Here is an 18,755-nt window from a genome sequence, read left to right as displayed (position 1 = left end):
GGAGATTGACAAAGCCTGCCAAGTCGACGAAGATCGCCCGCATGAACTGCCTCGACATCCGTATTGCGCTGATTATTAGCATCATTCATCGAATGGTGGGTTAGCGCGCGTCGACTTGCAGTGACACATAACCCGCCAAACGAGGCGGGTTTTTTTATGTCCGCTTTCAGGTTCATTTTCTACCTGCCTCCTGGTGAACATGCTGCGGTCGCCATCGTTTGATGTCGATCTCGGTCGATTCGTTGTTGCATCGATATTGCCACCCAGGAGCTTGCCGTGCTGTTAACCGAACTAGAACAGGCCGCCGCAGCAGCCGCGCGCGTCGCGCCGTCTCACGACTACCTGAAAAAGACCCTGACCGCGCGCGTCTACGACGTGGCGCGCGAGACCGAACTCGAACGCGCGCCGATCCTGTCGGCGCGGCTGCGCAATCCGGTCTATCTGAAGCGCGAGGACAACCAGCCGGTGTTCTCGTTCAAGCTGCGCGGCGCGTACAACAAGATGGCGCACATTCCGGCCGAAGCGCTCAGTCGCGGCGTGATCACCGCGTCGGCGGGCAATCATGCGCAGGGCGTCGCGTTGTCGGCCGCACGCATGGGCGTGAAGGCGATCATCGTCGTGCCGGTGACGACGCCGCAGGTCAAGGTCGACGCCATCCGCACGCATGGCGGGCCGACCGTCGAGGTCGTGCAGTTCGGCGAATCGTATAGCGATGCCTATGGTCACGCGGTCAAGCTGCAGGAAGATCGCGGCCTGACCTTCGTGCATCCGTTCGATGATCCATACGTGATCGCCGGCCAGGGCACCGTCGCGATGGAAATTTTGAGCCAGCACCAGGGGCCGATTCACGCGATCTTCGTGCCGATCGGCGGCGGCGGTCTCGCGGCCGGTGTCGCGGCATACGTGAAATCGGTGCGTCCGGAGATCAAGGTGATCGGCGTGCAGACCGATGATTCGTGCGCGATGGCCGCGTCGCTGAAGGCGGGCGAGCGCGTGACGCTGAACGAAGTGGGACTGTTCTCCGACGGCACCGCGGTGAAGCTCGTCGGCGAGGAAACCTTCCGTCTGTGCAGCGAATATCTCGACGAAGTGCTGCTCGTGAACACCGATGCGCTGTGCGCGGCGATCAAGGACGTGTTCCAGGACACGCGCAGCGTGCTCGAACCGGCGGGTTCATTGGCGGTGGCGGGCGCGAAGCAGTACGCCGAACGGGAAGGCATCGAGAACCAGACGCTGATCGCGATCACGTCGGGCGCGAACATGAACTTCGACCGCATGCGCTTCGTCGCCGAACGCGCGGAAGTGGGCGAAGCACGTGAAGCCGTTTTCGCGGTGACGATCCCCGAAGAGCGCGGCAGCTTCAAGCGCTTCTGCGAGCTGGTCGGCACGCGCAGCGTCACCGAATTCAACTACCGGATCGCCGACGCGAACTCGGCGCATATCTTCGTCGGCGTGCAGATCCGCAATCGCAGCGAACCGGCGCAGATCGCCGGCGCATTCGAAGCGCACGGCTTCGCGACCGTCGATCTGACCTTCGACGAACTGTCGAAGCAGCACATCCGCTATATGGTTGGCGGCCGTTCGCCGCTCGCGCGCGACGAACGTCTGTTCCGCTTCGAGTTTCCCGAGCGTCCGGGTGCGCTGATGAAATTCCTGTCGTCGATGGCGCCGAACTGGAACATCAGCCTGTTCCACTATCGCAACCAGGGCGCGGACTACAGCTCGATTCTGGTCGGCATTCAGGTACCCGAGAGCGACCATGCAGCGTTCGAGCGCTTCATCGAAACGCTCGGCTATCCGTGCTGGGAAGAAACGAAAAATCCTGTCTACCGACTGTTTCTCGGCTAGTCGAAGCTCATTTAGCGGATCGGGGTTTACCTGAGTGGACGCCACGCCGGCAAAACGAGCCGGGTGTGGTCCAAATCGCCGGAAAGCCCCACCAGTCTTGCGTTTTCGGCCGATACAGCGACGCTGCACCGGCTCCTCTCTCACACCTTCTATCGCCTGACGCGATACGGCCTATCCGCCATATCGCATTGCGGGATAGGCGTCACGATCGTCACACTGGGCGCAAATTTCATCCCCGCATTCAGGAGACATCTATGCGCACCCAAGTTGGCATCATCGGTGCTGGCCCTGCTGGTCTGTTTCTTTCCCATCTGCTTCATCTGCGCGGTATCGACTCGGTCGTGCTCGAAACGCGCACCCGCGATCAGATCGAATCGACGATTCGCGCCGGCGTGCTCGAGCAGGGCACGATGGACCTGCTGACGCAGACCGGTGTCGGCGAACGCATGAAAGCCGAAGGCGCGCTGCATCACGGTTTCGAACTCGCGTTCGACGGCAAGCGCCGCCGCATCGATCTGACCGACCTCACCGGTCAGGCGATCACGGTTTATGCCCAGCACGAAGTGATCAAGGATCTCGTCGCGGCGCGCGTCGCCGCGGGCGCCGAACTGCGTTTCGGCGTGTCGGATACGTCGGTGCACGGCATCGATACCGATAAGCCGTCGATCCGCTATCGCCACGAAAGCGCGGAGCACGAACTGCAATGCGACTTCGTGATCGGCTGCGACGGCTCGCAAGGCGTGTCGCGTCAGGCGATTCCGCAGGCGCTGCGCAAGGATTTCGAGCGCGTCTATCCGTTTGGCTGGTTCGGTATTCTGTGCGAAGGCCCGCCGTCGTCGGACGAACTGATCTACGCGCGCCACGAGCGCGGCTTTGCGCTGATCAGCACGCGCTCGCCGAACGTGCAGCGCATGTATTTCCAGTGCGATCCGAAGGACTCGGTCGACAATTGGTCCGACGATCGCATCTGGGCGGAACTGCATGCACGCGCCGATTCGGATGAAGGCCACAAGATCATCGACGGCAAGATCTTCCAGAAGAATATCGTCGGTATGCGCAGCTTCGTATCGACGACGATGCAGTACGGCCGCCTGTTCCTCGCTGGCGACGCCGCGCATATCGTGCCGCCGACCGGCGCGAAGGGCCTGAACCTCGCGGTCGCCGACGTGAACGTGCTCAGCAAGGCGCTCGACGCGTTCTACAAGGAAAACCGCACGGATTTGCTCGACCGTTATAGCGAAACCGCGCTTAAGCGCATCTGGCGCGCCGAGCACTTCTCGTACTGGATGACCAGCATGCTGCATCGTATCGAAGGCGCTTCGGCGTTCGAGCAGCAGTTGCAGATTGCCGAGTTGGAGTACGTGACGACGTCGCGCACGGCCGCGACGGTACTGGCGGAGAACTACGTCGGCGCCGCCGGCGCGCAGATGCAGGCGCATCTGTAAATGCCACTGCAAGCACCGCGCGGTCATCGGGATCGCTAATTGATCGACAGATCCCGATGCGCGGCCGCCTGAAACTCCTTGGGCGTGACACCGGTCTGCTTGCGGAAATAGCGGCTGAAATAGGCCGCATCTTCGAAACCGAGCGCATGCGCGATCTGTTTGATACTCGAACCCGAGTACACCAGATCGCGTTGCGCCTCGCGTATCAACTGGTCGTTGACGAGCGACAGCGGCGAATGGCCAAGTTCCTCACGACAGATACGGCCCAGCTGCGCCGCGGTCACCCCCAATTTTCCCGCGTAAAAATCGATTGGCAGATGCTCGCGCACATGGGCGGCGATCAGTTCGCGTAGCCGTTTGATCTGCGCGGCGCGCCGGTCATTGACGCTCGCACCCGCGCTTAACGCGGCATCGGTCAAACGTGCGACCTGCACAAAAAGTGCAATCATCAGCGACATGCCCGCGGCGATATGGCCGCGCGCGCTGCCGCGAAATTCCTGCTCCAGCAAACCGAACAACGGCATCAACGTGCGCTCGCCGATGGCGGGCCGCACGGGAATCAGCGCGGGCCGTTGCAGCACCGGCATGAGGCCCGGCGACACCGCTTTCGAAATCGACTCCAACGCGCGCTGCGCGGCGGTGATCACGAGCCCGTCGATCTCCGGCGAAAACACGAAACCATGCACCGTTTGTGCTGGAAGCAGGATCAGGCATGGCGCTTCGATCGTGAGCTTTTCGCTTTCGATCAGCACGTAGCCCGAACCGCTGCGGATATAGAGAATCTGTAGCAACGCATCGTGCCGGTGCGCGGAGATATGCCAGTCGTTGGGACGGCTGCGCTCGACGATCCATTCGAAATTGAACGCGTCGTACCACGGCGGCCGCGCGGACTCTCCATACAGATCGTAGTTAGGGATATGTCTCATGCAGTGTCGTCTCCTATGTTCGAATTGTCCTGCGATGCGCTGCCTTTGTCCAATTTCGTCCCGAAGGGCGTGGCTATACTTTTTTCCATCGAAGACGCGGCCGAATGCCGTCCGCGCGGCATGGCCGAGTTCATCGACGTCTTGGACCGGCTCGCGATGCCGATCCCGAGAAGCGCACGCCGATGACGCGCCTTGCGCATTCCGAAGTAATCGCCAACGCGATCGCCTTTCTCGCGTCGGACGCAGCCAGCCATGTCACGGGCACGGTGCTGAGCGTCGATGGCGATCAGGCAATTCGAACAACAAGAAAAAACCTCTTCATCTCAAGGAGACATAGCAATGACCAGGCAGAAAGGAGTCCGCACATGAGCCGCTCCGAACGCAGTGTAGATGTGCAGTCCTTTATCGACGGACAGCGCTTTTCGCCGTTCCAGTGGACGATTCTGGTGCTGTGCTTTCTGGTCGTCGCAGCCGATGGTTTCGACACCGCGGCGATCGGCTTTATCGCGCCGTCGCTCGTGCAGCAGTGGGGCATCGCGCGCAGCGCGCTCGGCCCGGTGATGAGCGCGGCGCTGGTGGGCCTCGGCATCGGCGCGCTCGCAGCCGGCCCGTTCGCGGACCGGATCGGACGCAAGACGGTGCTGGTGCTGTCGGTGTTCTTCTTCGGGCTGTGGAGTCTCGCGGCGGCCCGCGCCACGTCGATCGAATCGTTGACCGTGCTGCGCTTTTTCACCGGCCTCGGACTCGGCGCGGCGATGCCCAACGCAGTCACGCTGATGTCCGAGTACGCACCCGCGAGGATCCGAGCGGTCGCGGTCAATGCGATGTTCTGCGGTTTTTCGGGCGGGCTCGCGCTCGGTGGCTTCGCATCCGCCTGGCTGATTCCGCATTTCGGCTGGCCGAGCGTGCTGGTCGCGGGCGGCATCGGCCCGATCGTGCTGAGCGTGCTGCTGATCCTGCTCTTGCCGGAATCGGCGCAATTCCTCGCGGTGCGCAAGCGGGCCGATCAACGGATCGCGCGAATCCTGCAACGCATCGCGCCGCACGACCGCTTCGACGGATGCCGCTTCTTCGCGGTCGACGTGCGCCGCAATAGCGGCGAGTCGCGCTCGCAGTGGGCGCTCGCGATCATCCTGTCGGCGCGCTACCGTTTCGGCACGCTGATGCTGTGGCTCGCCTATTTCATGGGGCTGCTGATTTACTACCTGCTGACCAACTGGCTGCCGACGCTGTTCAAGGACACGGGCTTCTCCGGTGAAAAGGCGGCGTTGATGACGTCGCTGTTTCCGCTTGGCGGCATCCTCGGCAATCTGTGCGTCGGCTGGGTGATGGATCGCTTCGCCGGGCATCGGGTGATCGCGTTCACGTATGTGCTCGTTGGCGCGCTCGTGCTGCTGGTCGGGCGGGGCGTCGGCCATCAGGTCTGGCTCGGCACGCTGATCTTCCTAACCGGCACGGTCGCGACCAGCGCGGTCACGTCGATGTCGGCGCTCGCGGCGAGCTTCTACCCGACCCGGGCGCGTGCGACGGGCGTGGCGTGGATGCTGGGAATCGGCCGGGTCGGCGGCGTGGCGGGCGCGCTCGTCGGCGCGGCGTTGATGGGGCTCGGCTGGCAGTTCGGCGCTGTGTTCAGCCTGCTCGCGGTGCCGGCCGTGATCGCGGCGGGCGGGGTGGTGCTGATGATGCGGCGCGAGCCGCTCGATCGCGCATCGGTCGATGACAACGTCGGCGCCATAGCGATCGAGTGAAGTGCGGCGGCGGGCGTGCCGCTATGCTCGAACAACCCGCAGACCTTAGGTCGCGCGCAGCAACGCCATTTCGTTGTGCAGTAGCGCGAGCAATTCGTCGTCGGTCGGCCGCGTGCCCCAGTGGCGCGCGCCGGCCACCGACGCGATCGCTATCCACGAATGCGGTGGAAACCATTCGCGCACCAGCGTGCCGTCCTGGCGCAGGCACAGCTGGCCGGTCAGCTCGCTGTATTCGGCGCAGATGTGCGCACCGTCGACCTGTGCGCTTACTCGTCTCGGATCATTGCGTAGCACGTCGTCGCTCCTGTCAAAGGGGTGGCGCGAATGCAAGCGCGGCATGGTGGCGCGATTAACGCCACCTGGCTTCCATCAATGGTCATGCCCGTGACCGTGCCAGCCGTTGTCGTGCCAGTCGCGATGCGGGCCGCGTGCATCGCGCCATTCGTCGTGGTGACGTTCCCACTCGCGACGCTCCCAATAGCGACGACCATCGTAGTAACGATCACCGTACCAGCCCGGCGCGATCACGACCGCAGGCGGCGGAGGCGCATACACGGGCGCGGGCTGCACATAGACCGGCGGGGGCGGCGGAGCCTCAACGACGGCGGGCGCGACTGCGATGCCCGGCACCCCGATATTCACGCCGACATCGACGTGCGCGAAAGCGGCCGTCGATGCGCCGATCGCGAGACCCGCGACGACGCTCAACGATACCCAGCGGTTGCGTGAAAGACTCATGATTGTTCTCTGTTGTGTGGATGTCTGTGATGGAGTGGCGAGCCGGACGCGCACCTACTGCGCGTGATGGCCCGATCAATAGCGTTCGTAGTAGTGGTCGTGATGCGGATGATCGCCGCCAGGGACGACGATGCAGCCGCTCAACGCGCCGCCGAGCGTGGCGGCAAGAATGACCAGTGCGAGGATTTTTTTCATGATGTTGCTCCCTGAAATCTGTGCTGCGAGTGCCTGTCGTGCGAAGCGTTCTATCTGAATCGCTTTCGTTTGAACCGAACTCTACTGAGCGGCGCGATTACCGATGTGTTTGTGTGTAACAGGACGTGTCGATTGGAGGTCGCATTGACATGGGCATGCGAGTGCGATGAACGGGGAGGGGAAGCGCCTGCGGTTAGATGTCGAAATGCCACGCGATGGTCAGGCGTGCGGGCAAACCCTTGAAGAGGCTATGAAAAAAACCGCATTCAATGGCAGGCGATGCATGGATGCGAAGCGAAGGTTCGGCGCATCGATTGCTGAAAAAAGAAGCGAATGGAATTTCGCCTTATCTATGCCGCGCAGATACATTCGGTTGCAGACTGATCATCGGGCTCGCCATGCGTTCGTGCGAGCACGATGAAATGACGCTACACCGGTAGCGTCATCAGCCTGTCTTATGCTGCGGTGGAGTGGATAAAAAGCATCGCGCACGCAGCGCGCGCGTGCGCAACTTATTGCGCGGCCGCGGGCTCCTGGGCGGTCGCTTCGCGATAGCCGAGCCGCGTCGAAATCGCGAGGCCGGCTTCCTTGAGCAGCGCGACGTAATGCTGCTTCGTATCGGCGCCGCAACGCATCGTCGGAAAGGAAATCGACAGACCGGCGATCACGCGGCCGAAGCGGTCGAAGACCGGCACCGCGATGCATTGCAGGCCTTCTTCCTGCTCCTCGTTGTCCTCGCCGTAGCCCTGCTCGCGTACGTGCGGCAGGATGCTCAGCACCGCTTCGGCACAGGTCAAGGTTTTTTGCGTCGACTTGCGAAATTCGATGTGCGAGAGCACCTCACGCGCATCGGCCGGGTCCATCCATGCGAGCAGCACCTTGCCGATCGCCGTGCTATGCAACGGATTGCGCCGGCCGATTCGCGACTGCATGCGCAGCCCGTAGTCGGCATCGATCTTGTGGATGTAGATGATCGCGTCGTCGTCGAATGCGCCGAGGTGTACCGCTTCGCGCGTCATCTGGCCGATACGGCGCATTTCGACGTCGGCCTCGCGTACCAGATCGACGCTTTCGAGCGCTTTCGCGCCGAGCTCGAACAGGCGGATCGTCAGCCGATAGCGCTCGGTTTCGACTTCCTGGGTCACGTAGCCGAGCGCCTTCAGCGTTTGAATCACGCGATGCACGGTCGTCTTCGACATGCCGAGCCGTTGCGACAGCTCGCTGATGCCGATCTGCCCGGTGTCGCCGATCGCGCCGAGAATCGCGAACACGCGCCCGATCGACGATGCCGATTCGCCTCGCTCACCGCTGTCCGCGTCGAGCGCCTTGTCGAGCGCTTTGTCGCGCGCAGTGCCTTTGTGTATTCCCGTTGCCGCCATGTCCGTCATTCCCTGTCTGTGCCAAGCCGCGCCGCTGCCGCATCGAGCCGATGCTCACCCGGCGCGAGAGCATAGCGCGTCGCATGCGCTGGTGGCGAGCTTGTGCTGTCGCTAGCGCGCGAGCCAGCCGCCATCCACCGCCAGTGTATGCCCATGCACGTAGTCCGACGCCGACGAGGCGAGAAAAACCACGGGCCCCGCGGGATCCTCGGGCACGCCCCAGCGGCCGGCCGGAATGCGCCCGAGAATTTCTTCGTTGCGCTGCGCGTCGTCGCGCAACGCGGCGGTGTTCGCGGTCGCCATATAGCCGGGCGCGATCGCGTTCACGTTGATGCGACGCGCGGCCCATTCGTTGGCGAGCAGCCGGGTGAGACCGAGCACACCGCTTTTCGACGCGGTGTACGACGCGACGCGGATGCCGCCCTGGAACGACAGCATCGACGCGACGTTGATGATCTTGCCGCCGCGTTGCTGCCGCACGAACTGACGCGCCGCGGCCTGCGACAGAAAGAACAGGCTCTTCAGGTTCACGTCCATCACCGCGTCCCAGTCGTCTTCGCCGAACTCGAGCGCATCTTCGCGGCGGATGATGCCCGCGTTGTTGACGAGCACGTCGAGGCGGCCGAACGCTTCCACCGCGGCGCGCACGATGTCGTCGACCGATGAGCTCGACGCGAGATCGGCGCGCACGTCGGCGAAGCGGCGTCCGAGCGCCTCGATGCGCGCGGCGGTCGTGCCCGCGTCCGCGCGACTGACGCCGACGATGTCGCAGCCGGCCGCGGCGAGCGCGACGGCCATGCCGGCGCCGAGGCCGGTGTTGCTGCCGGTCACGATGGCGACCTTGCCGCTCAGATCGAAAGTATTCATTGTGGTCGGGCTCATGTTCGCTCAGCGCAGTTCGCGAACCGCGAGATGATCCATGTCGCCGAACATCTGGTTCTCGCCGACCATGCCCCAGATGAACGTGTACGCGCGCGTGCCGACACCCGAATGAATCGACCAGCTCGGCGAGATCACCGCCTGCTCGTTGCGCACGACGATATGCCGTGTTTCGTGCGGCTCGCCCATCATGTGGAAGACGGCGGCGTCGTCGGCGACGTTGAAGTAGAAATACACCTCCATGCGGCGCTCGTGCGTGTGGCAGGGCATCGTGTTCCACAGGCTGCCCGGTTCGAGCTTCGTCATGCCCATCGACAGCTGACAGGTCGGCAGCACGTCGGGCACGATGAACTTGTAGATGGTGCGGCGGTTGCTCGTGGCCGCGTCGCCCAGGGTTTCGGGCGAGGCCTGATCGAGCGAGATCGTGCGGGTCGGATAGCTGGTGTGCGCGGGCGCGCAGTTCAGGTAGAACTTAGCCGGCTGGCTGGCGTCGGCGCTGCCGAATGCGACCGCCTGCGCGCCTTTGCCGATATAGATCGCCTCTTCGCGGCGCACTGTGTAACGCGTGCCGTCGACGTCGACCCAGCCGTCGCCGCCGATGTTGATCGCGCCGAGTTCACGCCGCTCGAGCAGATAGTTGACGCCGATCGCCTTGCCGAGCGAGCCCGGTACTTCGACCGCGCGCTCGACCGGCCACACGCCTCCGACGATGATCCGGTCGATGTGGCTATACGTGAGCTTCAACGCATCGCGCTCGAAGATCTGCTCGACCAGAAACTCGCGCCGCAGCCCGGTAGTGTCGAGCGTTTTCGCGTATTCGCTGTTGATGGCCTGTCTCACGTCCATTGAATTGTTCTCCTGACGGTATGCGGGGTGCGGTGCCGCCTCGTGCCGAGACTGTAACGCAGAATCGCGATTTCGGAACGCTGGTCCGAAAATGTTTCGGCGAGCGATCGCAGCTGACAACACGTGGCGCGAACGGCCGGGTAAACGATAGTCGGCCTTATTAAATAAAGCGGAACGGCGTTCCTTTCATGGTGCTATATTGCGCCGGACAGGGAGAGCCCGGCATAGACCGGGACACCAACACGGGTCATCGATCCGATAACGGGACGTCACCGTCCATGGAGGAGGCATGAAAATCAAGAAGGCCATCGACCGCATTCCAGGCGGTCTGATGCTGGTGCCGCTGCTGCTCGGCGCCTGTGTGCACACGTTCGCGCCCGGCGCGGGCAAATATTTCGGCTCTTTCACCAACGGCCTGATTACCGGTACCGTGCCGATTCTGGCGGTATGGTTCTTCTGCATGGGCGCAACGATCGACCTGCGCGCAACCGGCACCGTGCTGCGCAAGTCGGGCACGCTGCTCGCAACCAAGATGCTGGTCGCGTGGATCGTCACGTTGATCGCGGCGCGCTTCATTCCGATCGACGGCATCAAGACCGGGCTCTTCGCGGGGCTGTCGTTGCTCGCGATCACGACCTCGATGGACATGACCAACGGCGGTCTCTACGCTGCCGTGATGCAACAGTACGGCACGAAGGAAGAGGCGGGCGCGTTCGTGCTGATGTCGGTCGAATCGGGGCCGCTGATCAGCATGATCATTCTGGGCGCCACGGGCGTGGCGTTCTTCGAGCCGCGGCTGTTCGTCGGCGCGGTGCTGCCGTTTCTGATCGGCTTTGCGCTCGGCAACTTCGATAGCGAGCTGCGCGAGCTGTTCGGCCGCTGCGTGCATCCGCTGATTCCGTTTTTCGGCTTTGCGCTCGGCAACGGCATCGATCTGAACGTGATCGTCACGAGCGGTTTGCCGGGTATCGTGCTGGGGCTCGGCGTGATCGTCGTAACCGGCGTGCCGCTGATTCTCGCCGATCGCTGGATCGCCGGCGGCAATGGGGCGGCGGGGCTCGCCGCGTCGTCGACGGCGGGGGCCGCGGTCGCGAATCCGGCGATCATCGCCGACATGATTCCGAGCTTCAAACCGCTGGTGCCGGCCGCAACCGCGATGGTCGCCACCGCTTGCCTCGTCACCGCGATTCTGGTGCCGATCCTCACGGCGCTGTGGGTGCGCCGGCATCAACCGCGCGGCACACTGCGCGAGGAGTTCGCCACGGTGACGCAGGCGGCGCCGCTCAACGAGTAGCGCGATGCAGCTGTGTGAATGAGTCAGTAGCAGGAAGCTGGCGCGCCCCTCAGCGCGCCAGCTTCGTTTCGAGCATCGCTTTCACCTCGAGCCATTCGTCGTCGATGATGCTAAAGCGCACCGAGTTGCGCTTGCGTCCATCGGGCATGATCCGCTCGTGCCGCACGATGCCTTCCTGTTTCGCGCCGATGCGCAGGATCGCCGCGCGCGATCTGTCGTTGAGCTCGTCGGTCGTGAATTGCACGCGCACGCTGCGCATCACGTCGAATGCGTGGCACAGCAGCAGATACTTCGCCTCGGTGTTCACGACCGAGCGCTGCGCCGAGGCGGCGAGCCACGTATGGCCGATTTCCAGCTTGCGGTTCGCGCGATCGATCTTCCAGAACCGCGTGCTGCCGACGATGCGGCCGGCGCCGTCATTCCCGTCTTCCTCGTCACGCCGCACGATCACGAACGGCATCACCTTGGCCGCAGCGCGGCCGGCGAGCGCCCTGGCAATATAGGCATCGATCGTCGCCGGGCCCGGCACGACGGTCAGCTTCATGTCCCACAGTTGCCCGTCGGCGGCGGCGTCGACGAGCGCCTGCGCGTGGTTCTCGCGCAGCGGCCGCAGCTCGACGAACGAGCCGCTCAGCGTGGGTTGCATCGATTCGGCGGAGATATCGTTCATGGCAATAAAAAAGGTCCGCGAGCGGAACACTCGTGGACCTGGCAGATCGGTTGATCCAGGCTAGGGAACGACGCGACCGGCGAACCCGCGGCGCCGTTCCTCTAGCGCGTGATTAGCTTGATTAAACCGACATCACCGTGACAGCCTTGGTGACGAGGTAGGCTTCCATCGCCTCCGGGCCGCCTTCCGAGCCGTAGCCGGAATCCTTGACGCCGCCGAACGGCATTTCCGGCGTCGGCGTGGCAGGCTGGTTGATCCACAGCATGCCGACTTCCATGCGCTGCGACAGCAGATGCACGTTGGCGAACGACTTCGTATACGCGTAACCGGCGAGGCCGTACGGCAGACGGTTCGCTTCGGCGATCGCTTCTTCGAGCTTGTCGAAGCCGCGGATCGCGGCGACCGGGCCGAACGGCTCGTTGTTGAACACGTCGGCTTCGAGCGGCACGTCGGTCAGCACGGTGGCCGCGAAGAAGTTGCCTTCGGTACCGACGCGCTCGCCGCCCGTCGCGACCTTCGCGCCGGTCTTGCGGGCGTCGTCGACGACCTTGGCCATCGCGCTCAGACGGCGCGCGTTGGCGAGCGGCCCGAGCGTCGTGCCTTCGGCGAGACCGTCGCCGAGCTTCAGGCTTTCAGCGTGCTTGACGAGCGCGTTGGCGAACTCTTCGCGGATGCTGTTGTGCACGAGGAAGCGCGTCGGCGAGATGCAGACCTGACCCGCGTTGCGGAACTTCGCGGCGCCGGCTGCCTTGACCGCGAGCGCGACGTCGGCGTCTTCCGCGACGATCACCGGCGCGTGGCCGCCGAGTTCCATCGTCGCGCGCTTCATGTGCGAACCGGCCAGCGCCGCGAGCTGCTTGCCGACCGGCGTCGAGCCGGTGAACGTGACCTTGCGGATCACCGGATGCGGGATCAGGTAGCTCGAGATTTCGGCCGGATCGCCGAACACGAGGCCGACCGTGCCGGGCGGCACGCCGGCTTCGACGAATGCCTGCAGCAGGGCCGCCGGCGACGCCGGGGTTTCTTCCGGCGCCTTCACGAGGAACGAGCAGCCGCAGGCGAGCGACGCCGACAGCTTGCGCACGACCTGGTTGACCGGGAAATTCCACGGCGTGAACGCGGCGACCGGGCCGATCGGCTCCTTCAGCACTTGCGACTGCGCGGCGAGGTTGCGCGACGGCACGATGCGGCCATACACGCGGCGGCCTTCATCCGCGAACCATTCGATGATGTCAGCGGCGGCCAGCACTTCGACGCGCGCCTCGGCGAACGGCTTGCCCTGTTCCTGCGTCATCAGGCGGCCGACATCGGCGGCGCGCTCGCGCACGAGAGCCGCAGCCTTGCGCATGATGGTGGCGCGTTCGTTGGCCGGCACCTTGCGCCAGGCTTCGAAGCCGCGCTGCGCGGCTTCGAGCGCGCGGTCCAGATCGGGGATGCCGGCATGCGCGACCTTGCCGATGGCCTGGCCGGTCGCGGGGTTGATCACGTCGAGGGTCTTGCCGCTGGCGGCGTCGCACCATTCGCCGTTGATCAGAAGACGGGTATCGGTATAGCTCGAGATGGCCATGCTGGGTTCCTGTGAGAGGGAAAACAACAGGCCGCGCGGTTGTGCGGCACGAGGCGACACACCTACGCGGCCATGAATGAATTGCCGATACCATTTATCTTATCTGATTGCGGGCAATCGCACCGGACGCGGCTCTCGGGCGCCTGCTCGTGGCATGCGGCTTGCTGAGGCTTGGCACCGGAGCGACTTTGCGGGTCTCGCCGGGGCGCGGCGTCAGCGCTGCGTGAATCCCATTCAACCGCTACTACAGCGCATCACGAGGACATCGCCATGCCAACCGGAACAGTGAAATGGTTCAACGACGCGAAGGGCTTCGGCTTCATTACCCCCGATGACGGCGGCGAAGATCTGTTCGCGCATTTTTCGGAGATTCGATCCGAAGGTTTCAAGTCGTTGCAAGAAAATCAGAAAGTCAGCTTCGAAATCAAGCAGGGGCCGAAAGGCAAGCAGGCGGCAGATATAAAGCCCGTGTGACGCCGGCCTCGCGGCTCATCCGCATGCGAGGTAACGATGGATAAGGACGCCGCCTACGCGGAGATCGAGCGCAATGGCGGCGCCGCCTATGCGAAAACCTTCGCCGCGCGCTATCCCGACGAACCGCTTACACCGTTCTGTCATCGCTATCTGTTCGAACGGGCGCAGCGCGATGAAGCCGAGCACGACGCGGCCGCGGCCACGCACGACGACGAGCGCGGTTTTGCGCTGAGGTCGCTCGCGCGCATGGAAGCGTCGTCGCATATCGCGCAGGCGGCGGCGAGCGCATCGCGTGACGCGGCAGCCGCCGCGCACACTTCGGCGCGCGCGGCGCGGCGCTCGGCCTTCTGGACCATGATCGCCGCGCTCGCGTCGGCGACGGGCGTAGTGGTAAACGCGGCCCTCAATCTCGGCTGGCTCGAATGGGCAAGGCATCTTGCGCGATAAGCGACGCGTCTGGCCGAACGTCCGCGCGCGTGAATGTGATGTGAATCGGAGGCGCCGGTGGGCTAGCGCGCAAACCACGCGACAACCTATGCATTTACCACACCGAAACGACATCCATGCGACACGGTTACACGAGCGCGTCGATTGCACAAATCGACCTATCGGAGCATGCCGCGGGCGGTCCGAACGCAGTATTATTCTTCAGGTTTCCTTCAGCTTTGCTCCGTACTATTTGCGCCACTGCCCGTGGCCTTTCCGGACCGCGGCCGCCGCTACGTGCGGGTCGAGCACAGGCTTTCACGACCTGCATTCGGGCAATGGAACAGATAGATTCCTGACTGAAAACTGAAAGCGCCTATAAAGGCTTGCTGGAGCATCCATGAAAACTCTGTTCTTGCAGGCGCCGTCGTACGACGGCTTCGATGGTGGTGCGGGTTCGCGCTATCAGGCCAAGCGTGAAGTTCGCTCGTTCTGGTATCCGACGTGGCTCGCACAACCCGCCGCACTCGTTCCCGACAGCCGCGTGCTCGACGCAACGGCAGACGGCCTGTCCGTCGAAGCCGTGCTCGACATCGCTTCGCAATACGAGCTGGTGGTGATCCACACCAGCACGCCATCCTTCCCGACCGACGCACTGTTCGCCCAGGACCTCAAGAAGCGCAAGCCGTCGCTGCTGATCGGCATGGTCGGCGCGAAGGTCGCGGTCGATCCGCATAATTCGCTGATCGCGACCGAGGCCATCGACTTCGTTTGCCGCGAGGAATTCGACTACACCTGCAAGGAAATCTCCGAGGGCAAGCCGTTCTCGCAGATCCTGGGCCTGAGCTACCGCGCCCCCGACGGTTCGATCGAACACAACGAAGCGCGCCCGATCCTCGAGAACATGGACGAGCTGCCCTTCGTCGCGCCGATCTACAAGCGCGATCTGACCATCAAGAACTACTTCAACGGCTATCTGAAGCATCCGTACGTGTCGCTGTACACCGGCCGCGGCTGCCGCTCGAAGTGCACGTTCTGCCTGTGGCCGCAAACGGTCGGCGGCCATCGCTATCGGGTGCGTTCGGTCGAGAACGTGCTCGAGGAAGTGAAGTGGATTCGCGACAACATGCCCGAAGTCAAGGAGATCATGTTCGACGACGACACGTTCACCGACTTCAAGCCGCGCGCCGAAGAAATTGCGCGAGGCATGGGCAAGCTGGGCGTCACGTGGTCGTGCAACGCGAAGGCCAACGTGCCTTACTCGACGCTGAAGATCATGAAGGAAAACGGCCTGCGCCTGCTGCTGGTCGGCTACGAGTCCGGCGACGACCAGATCCTGCTGAACGTCAAGAAGGGCCTGCGTACGGACATCGCGCGACGCTTCGCGCAGGACTGCCGCACGCTCGGCATCAAGGTGCACGGCACCTTCATTATCGGCTTGCCGGGCGAGACGCAGGAAACGATCCAGAAGACCATCGAGTACGCGAAAGAGATCAATCCGCTGACCATTCAGGTGTCGCTCGCCGCGCCTTATCCGGGCACTCGGCTCTATAACCAGGCGGTCGAGAGCGGCTGGCTCGCGGAGAACAAGGTGATCAATCTCGTCAGCAAGCAGGGCGTGCAGCTGGCGGCGATCGGCTACCCGCATCTGTCGCGCGACGAGATGTACCACCAGCTCGAGAACTTCTATAAGCGCTTTTATTTCCGGCCGTCGAAGATCTGGGAGATCCTGCGCGAAATGCTGACGAGCTGGGACATGATGAAACGGCGCCTGCGCGAAGGCGTCGAATTTTTCCGCTTCCTGCGCGCGCACGAGGCGTGAGCGCCGTACACATCGCCGCCGTCACGCTCGCGTACGCGTGCGCGGCGGCGACTGTTGTCGGCATCGGCTACACCGTGCTCGCGAGCGCGCTGATCGGGCGCTTCTTCGCGAGGGCGGTGGCCGTTCCCTCCAGCTTTCCACCCATTACGGTTATCAAACCGTTGCACGGCAACGAGTGGGCGCTGCTCGATAATCTGTCGAGCTTCTGCGCCCAGGATTATCCGGGGCCCGTGCAATTCCTGTTCGGCGTGCACGACTCCGCCGACCCCGCGCTGCAAACCGTCGACGAACTGCGGCGCCTGCATCCGCAGGCGGACATCACCGTTGTCACCGATGCGCGTCTGTACGGACCGAACCGCAAGATCAGCAACATCCTCAACATGCTGCCGCAGGCGCGCCACGACGTGCTCGTGTTCGCCGATAGCGACGTGTGCGTCGGCCCCGACTATCTGCGCAACGTGATCGGCGAATTGCAGAAGCCGGGCGTCGGGCTCGTCACCTGCGCGTATCGCGGCCAGCCCGATCCGGGTTTCTGGCCGCGGCTGTCGGCGATCGCCACCAACTACCAGTTCTTGCCGGGCGTCGTCACCGGACTCGCGCTCGGGCTCGCGCGGCCGTGCTTCGGCCAGACCATCGCGATGCGGCGCGATACCTACGAGCGGATCGGCGGCTTCAAGCCGTTCGTGCGGCATCTGGCCGAAGACTACGAAATCGGCGCGGCGGTGCGCGCGGCGGGCGAGCAGGTCACGATTCCGCCGTTCGCGATCGCGCATGCCTGTGTCGAAGCGAGCGCCGCGCAACTGGTGACGCACGAACTGCGCTGGAGCCGCACGATCCGCCGCATCGATCCGCTCGGACACTTCGGCACCGCGCTCGTGCATCCGTTGCCGTTCGCGCTGCTCGCGCTCGCGTGCTCGGGCGGCGCGCCGTGGGCGTGGCTGCTCGCGGCAATGACGGTGCTCGCGCGTGTCGCGTTGAAGTGGCGCGCGGATCGGGCGTTGCGTCAGCGCTGCCGCGATCTGTGGCTACTGCCGTTATGGGATATCGTATCGTTTGCGATTTTCGTCGCGAGCTTCCGCTCGTCGCGGGTGACCTGGCGGGGCTTCAGCTTCAAGGTCGACGGCGACGGGCTGCTGTCGGCGGCACAGGACGAATGACGAACGAACGGCAGATTGGGCGGGCAATGAGCGAAGAAGTATCGAGCAGGCGAAACGGCACCGCCCTGGAGACGCACGGCAGCGGCCCGGCGGCTCAGGCGGCACAGGCGGCTCAGGCGCCTCAGGCGGCGGCGCACTCGGCAACCCATACGGCCACCCATGCCGCGGCACGCGGCGTGCGGCGCATCAGGTCAATCGAGGTCGCCTGCGAGGTGCGCGCATGATGAAGCATCTGGGCCGCGGGGCCGCGCTCGCGGGTTTGCTGATCTCTTTGTGGCTGGTCTGGCGCGAAGATCCGCGCGCGGTGCTCAGCGCGTTGCGCGCGGCCGGCGCGGGCCTCGTGCTGGCCGCGTTGGCGCACGTGCTGCCGATGGTCGCCAACGCGTGCGACTGGCGCTCGCTGATTCGCGGCGCGAACCGCCCCAGCTTCGGCAGGATGATGCATCTGGTATGGGTGCGCGAATCGGTCAACTCCATGCTGCCGGTCGCGCGGATCGGCGGCGAACTCGTGGCGTTCCGCATGTTCAAGCGCTGGGGCGTCCGGCCATCGACAGCGGTCGCCAGCACCATCGTCGACATGCAATTGACCCTGATCAGTCAGCTGATGTTCACGATGGTCGGCATCGGCTTTCTGTTCGCCAATGCGCAATCGGGCGCGCTGCGGCTCGCCGGGCAGCTCGCGTGGGGCGTGGTCGCGTTGACGCCGCTGCTGTTGCTGTTCGGGCTCGTGCAGCATGCGAATCCGTTCGAGCGCATCACGCGCGTGGCGAACCGGATGACGAGCGGCAAGCTGACCGCGCTGGTCGGCCAGTCCGCGCAGATCGATCAGTCGATCAAGGTGATCTGGCGACGCCGCGCGGTCGTGCTGCGCTATCTGTTCTTCTGGCAGCCGCTGCAATGCGTGCTGACTTCGCTCGAAATCTGGCTCGCGCTGTATTTCCTCGGCGCGCGCGTGACGCTCGTCGAGGCGATCGTGATCGAATCGCTGATCCAGGCGGTCAGCAGCGCCGCGTTCTTCGTGCCGGGCGGTCTTGGCGTGCAGGAGGGCGCTTTCGTACTGATTGGCGGCGCACTCGGACTCGATCCCGCGACCTGTCTCGCGCTCGCCGCCGCGCGGCGCATTCGCGACCTGCTGATGTTCGTGCCGGGCCTGATCGCGTGGCAGTTGTTCGAGGCGTCCGGCAACGCGCGGCCGCATGCCAAGCCACCCGGCGTGGGCGCCGGGCTGGCCAAGCAGCGTTCGGGCGTCGCTGATGCGAACCGCGGCGGCGAGCGGCGCTGAGCGATCGGCTCGCGGTTCCCCGCTTCCCGCTCGCGTCTTTGACGCGCACGCCGCGCGCC

Annotated in this window: 18 protein-coding genes and 1 pseudogene; 11 read left to right on the top strand and 8 right to left on the bottom strand. The window is 64.2% G+C overall.

Translation table 11 applies throughout. The features are described 5' to 3' along the window. The first annotated feature begins 276 nt into the window (after nucleotides 1-276). Together ilvA and AB3X89_RS32895 are read left to right on the top strand one after the other, a co-directional pair. Nucleotides 277-1,848 carry a threonine ammonia-lyase, biosynthetic gene (ilvA, locus tag AB3X89_RS32900; protein ID WP_368586988.1) on the top strand — a complete coding sequence of 524 codons (1,572 nt, stop codon included), beginning with the start codon at nucleotides 277-279 and terminating at the stop codon, nucleotides 1,846-1,848. A gap of 254 nt (nucleotides 1,849-2,102) precedes the next feature. Then, nucleotides 2,103-3,293 carry a 4-hydroxybenzoate 3-monooxygenase gene (locus AB3X89_RS32895; protein WP_368586987.1) on the top strand — a complete coding sequence of 397 codons (1,191 nt, stop codon included), beginning with the start codon at nucleotides 2,103-2,105 and terminating at the stop codon, nucleotides 3,291-3,293. Between the two features lie 35 nt (nucleotides 3,294-3,328). Here AB3X89_RS32895 and AB3X89_RS32890 read toward each other — a convergent pair whose 3' ends face one another. Further along, nucleotides 3,329-4,219 (bottom strand): helix-turn-helix domain-containing protein, encoded by an 891-nt coding sequence (locus AB3X89_RS32890; protein ID WP_368586986.1) that lies wholly within the window; start codon nucleotides 4,217-4,219, stop codon nucleotides 3,329-3,331. 15 nt (nucleotides 4,220-4,234) lie between these two features. Here AB3X89_RS32890 and AB3X89_RS32885 point away from each other — a divergent pair, with 15 nt between their 5' ends. The 3 genes and pseudogenes from AB3X89_RS32885 to AB3X89_RS32875 all read left to right on the top strand — a co-directional run bounded on the left by AB3X89_RS32885 (nucleotide 4,235) and on the right by AB3X89_RS32875 (nucleotide 5,967). Next, complete coding sequence (locus tag AB3X89_RS32885) at nucleotides 4,235-4,405, top strand: hypothetical protein (protein ID WP_368586985.1); 171 nt, start codon at nucleotides 4,235-4,237, stop codon at nucleotides 4,403-4,405. Next, a pseudogene (locus AB3X89_RS32880) lies at nucleotides 4,402-4,446 on the top strand (hypothetical protein); the annotation flags it as partial. The gene AB3X89_RS32885 and the pseudogene AB3X89_RS32880, both read left to right, overlap by 4 nt. A gap of 138 nt (nucleotides 4,447-4,584) precedes the next feature. Continuing rightward, on the top strand, nucleotides 4,585-5,967 hold the full coding sequence (locus tag AB3X89_RS32875; RefSeq protein WP_368586999.1) for an MFS transporter: 1,383 nt from the start codon (nucleotides 4,585-4,587) through the stop codon (nucleotides 5,965-5,967). Between the two features lie 45 nt (nucleotides 5,968-6,012). Here AB3X89_RS32875 and AB3X89_RS32870 read toward each other — a convergent pair whose 3' ends face one another. The 5 genes from AB3X89_RS32870 to kduI form a co-directional block, all read right to left on the bottom strand. Next, nucleotides 6,013-6,261, bottom strand: coding sequence for a hypothetical protein (locus tag AB3X89_RS32870; protein ID WP_026228520.1), 249 nt, complete (start codon nucleotides 6,259-6,261; stop codon nucleotides 6,013-6,015). 75 nt (nucleotides 6,262-6,336) lie between these two features. Next, the gene (locus AB3X89_RS32865) at nucleotides 6,337-6,705 is read right to left on the bottom strand and encodes a hypothetical protein (RefSeq protein ID WP_368586984.1); all 369 of its coding nucleotides are present in this window, start codon (nucleotides 6,703-6,705) and stop codon (nucleotides 6,337-6,339) included. A gap of 707 nt (nucleotides 6,706-7,412) precedes the next feature. Beyond that, nucleotides 7,413-8,279, bottom strand: a complete 867-nt coding sequence (gene kdgR, locus AB3X89_RS32860) for a DNA-binding transcriptional regulator KdgR (protein WP_368586983.1) — start codon at nucleotides 8,277-8,279, stop codon at nucleotides 7,413-7,415. Between the two features lie 111 nt (nucleotides 8,280-8,390). Further along, nucleotides 8,391-9,146 carry a 2-dehydro-3-deoxy-D-gluconate 5-dehydrogenase KduD gene (gene kduD / locus AB3X89_RS32855; RefSeq protein ID WP_368586982.1) on the bottom strand — a complete coding sequence of 252 codons (756 nt, stop codon included), beginning with the start codon at nucleotides 9,144-9,146 and terminating at the stop codon, nucleotides 8,391-8,393. Nucleotides 9,147-9,167: 21 nt separating this feature from the next. Beyond that, nucleotides 9,168-10,004, bottom strand: a complete 837-nt coding sequence (gene kduI / locus AB3X89_RS32850) for a 5-dehydro-4-deoxy-D-glucuronate isomerase (protein ID WP_368586981.1) — start codon at nucleotides 10,002-10,004, stop codon at nucleotides 9,168-9,170. A gap of 289 nt (nucleotides 10,005-10,293) precedes the next feature. Between kduI and kdgT the strand changes: the two genes are divergently transcribed. Next, nucleotides 10,294-11,298 (top strand): 2-keto-3-deoxygluconate transporter, encoded by a 1,005-nt coding sequence (gene kdgT / locus AB3X89_RS32845; protein ID WP_368586980.1) that lies wholly within the window; start codon nucleotides 10,294-10,296, stop codon nucleotides 11,296-11,298. Nucleotides 11,299-11,347: 49 nt separating this feature from the next. On the opposite strand, the gene AB3X89_RS32840 is transcribed toward kdgT, so the two are convergent. Together AB3X89_RS32840 and AB3X89_RS32835 are read right to left on the bottom strand one after the other, a co-directional pair. Then, the gene (locus tag AB3X89_RS32840; protein ID WP_368586979.1) at nucleotides 11,348-11,968 is read right to left on the bottom strand and encodes a GNAT family N-acetyltransferase; all 621 of its coding nucleotides are present in this window, start codon (nucleotides 11,966-11,968) and stop codon (nucleotides 11,348-11,350) included. Nucleotides 11,969-12,089: 121 nt separating this feature from the next. Beyond that, nucleotides 12,090-13,535: an NAD-dependent succinate-semialdehyde dehydrogenase gene (locus AB3X89_RS32835; protein WP_368586978.1), complete on the bottom strand. Its 1,446-nt coding sequence runs from the start codon at nucleotides 13,533-13,535 to the stop codon at nucleotides 12,090-12,092. Between the two features lie 270 nt (nucleotides 13,536-13,805). Between AB3X89_RS32835 and AB3X89_RS32830 the strand changes: the two genes are divergently transcribed. The 5 genes from AB3X89_RS32830 (at nucleotide 13,806) to AB3X89_RS32810 (ending at nucleotide 18,696) form a co-directional block, all read left to right on the top strand. Continuing rightward, nucleotides 13,806-14,009: a cold-shock protein gene (locus tag AB3X89_RS32830; RefSeq protein WP_007181784.1), complete on the top strand. Its 204-nt coding sequence runs from the start codon at nucleotides 13,806-13,808 to the stop codon at nucleotides 14,007-14,009. 36 nt (nucleotides 14,010-14,045) lie between these two features. After that, on the top strand, nucleotides 14,046-14,456 hold the full coding sequence (locus AB3X89_RS32825; protein WP_368586977.1) for a hypothetical protein: 411 nt from the start codon (nucleotides 14,046-14,048) through the stop codon (nucleotides 14,454-14,456). 379 nt (nucleotides 14,457-14,835) lie between these two features. Beyond that, nucleotides 14,836-16,257: a hopanoid biosynthesis associated radical SAM protein HpnJ gene (hpnJ, locus tag AB3X89_RS32820; protein WP_368586976.1), complete on the top strand. Its 1,422-nt coding sequence runs from the start codon at nucleotides 14,836-14,838 to the stop codon at nucleotides 16,255-16,257. After that, nucleotides 16,254-17,414, top strand: coding sequence for a bacteriohopanetetrol glucosamine biosynthesis glycosyltransferase HpnI (gene hpnI / locus AB3X89_RS32815; protein WP_368586975.1), 1,161 nt, complete (start codon nucleotides 16,254-16,256; stop codon nucleotides 17,412-17,414). The genes hpnJ and hpnI overlap by 4 nt, the downstream gene beginning before the upstream one ends. 220 nt (nucleotides 17,415-17,634) lie before the next feature. Continuing rightward, complete coding sequence (locus tag AB3X89_RS32810) at nucleotides 17,635-18,696, top strand: lysylphosphatidylglycerol synthase domain-containing protein (protein ID WP_368586974.1); 1,062 nt, start codon at nucleotides 17,635-17,637, stop codon at nucleotides 18,694-18,696. Nucleotides 18,697-18,755 lie beyond the last annotated feature (59 nt).

Source organism: Paraburkholderia sp. BR14320 (assembly GCF_040948665.1).
GTDB classification, from domain to species: Bacteria; Pseudomonadota; Gammaproteobacteria; order Burkholderiales; family Burkholderiaceae; genus Paraburkholderia; species Paraburkholderia youngii.
The sequence above is the reverse complement of the archived record's forward strand: the minus strand, read 5'-3'. Positions and strand labels throughout refer to the sequence as shown.

Excerpts from the sequence above, each read along its gene's own strand:
- hpnJ (WP_368586976.1), top strand. The coding sequence starts at position 14,836 with ATGAAAACTCTGTTCTTGCAGGCGCCGTCGTACGACGGCTTCGATGGT.
- AB3X89_RS32825 (WP_368586977.1), top strand. The coding sequence starts at position 14,046 with ATGGATAAGGACGCCGCCTACGCGGAGATCGAGCGCAATGGCGGCGCC.
- kduD (WP_368586982.1), bottom strand. The coding sequence starts at position 9,146 with ATGAATACTTTCGATCTGAGCGGCAAGGTCGCCATCGTGACCGGCAGC.
- AB3X89_RS32840 (WP_368586979.1), bottom strand. The coding sequence starts at position 11,968 with ATGAACGATATCTCCGCCGAATCGATGCAACCCACGCTGAGCGGCTCG.
- AB3X89_RS32835 (WP_368586978.1), bottom strand. The coding sequence starts at position 13,535 with ATGGCCATCTCGAGCTATACCGATACCCGTCTTCTGATCAACGGCGAA.
- AB3X89_RS32810 (WP_368586974.1), top strand. The coding sequence starts at position 17,635 with ATGATGAAGCATCTGGGCCGCGGGGCCGCGCTCGCGGGTTTGCTGATC.
- kdgT (WP_368586980.1), top strand. The coding sequence starts at position 10,294 with ATGAAAATCAAGAAGGCCATCGACCGCATTCCAGGCGGTCTGATGCTG.
- AB3X89_RS32890 (WP_368586986.1), bottom strand. The coding sequence starts at position 4,219 with ATGAGACATATCCCTAACTACGATCTGTATGGAGAGTCCGCGCGGCCG.
- AB3X89_RS32875 (WP_368586999.1), top strand. The coding sequence starts at position 4,585 with ATGAGCCGCTCCGAACGCAGTGTAGATGTGCAGTCCTTTATCGACGGA.
- AB3X89_RS32885 (WP_368586985.1), top strand. The coding sequence starts at position 4,235 with ATGTTCGAATTGTCCTGCGATGCGCTGCCTTTGTCCAATTTCGTCCCG.
- AB3X89_RS32865 (WP_368586984.1), bottom strand. The coding sequence starts at position 6,705 with ATGAGTCTTTCACGCAACCGCTGGGTATCGTTGAGCGTCGTCGCGGGT.
- kdgR (WP_368586983.1), bottom strand. The coding sequence starts at position 8,279 with ATGGCGGCAACGGGAATACACAAAGGCACTGCGCGCGACAAAGCGCTC.
- kduI (WP_368586981.1), bottom strand. The coding sequence starts at position 10,004 with ATGGACGTGAGACAGGCCATCAACAGCGAATACGCGAAAACGCTCGAC.
- AB3X89_RS32895 (WP_368586987.1), top strand. The coding sequence starts at position 2,103 with ATGCGCACCCAAGTTGGCATCATCGGTGCTGGCCCTGCTGGTCTGTTT.
- AB3X89_RS32830 (WP_007181784.1), top strand. The coding sequence starts at position 13,806 with ATGCCAACCGGAACAGTGAAATGGTTCAACGACGCGAAGGGCTTCGGC.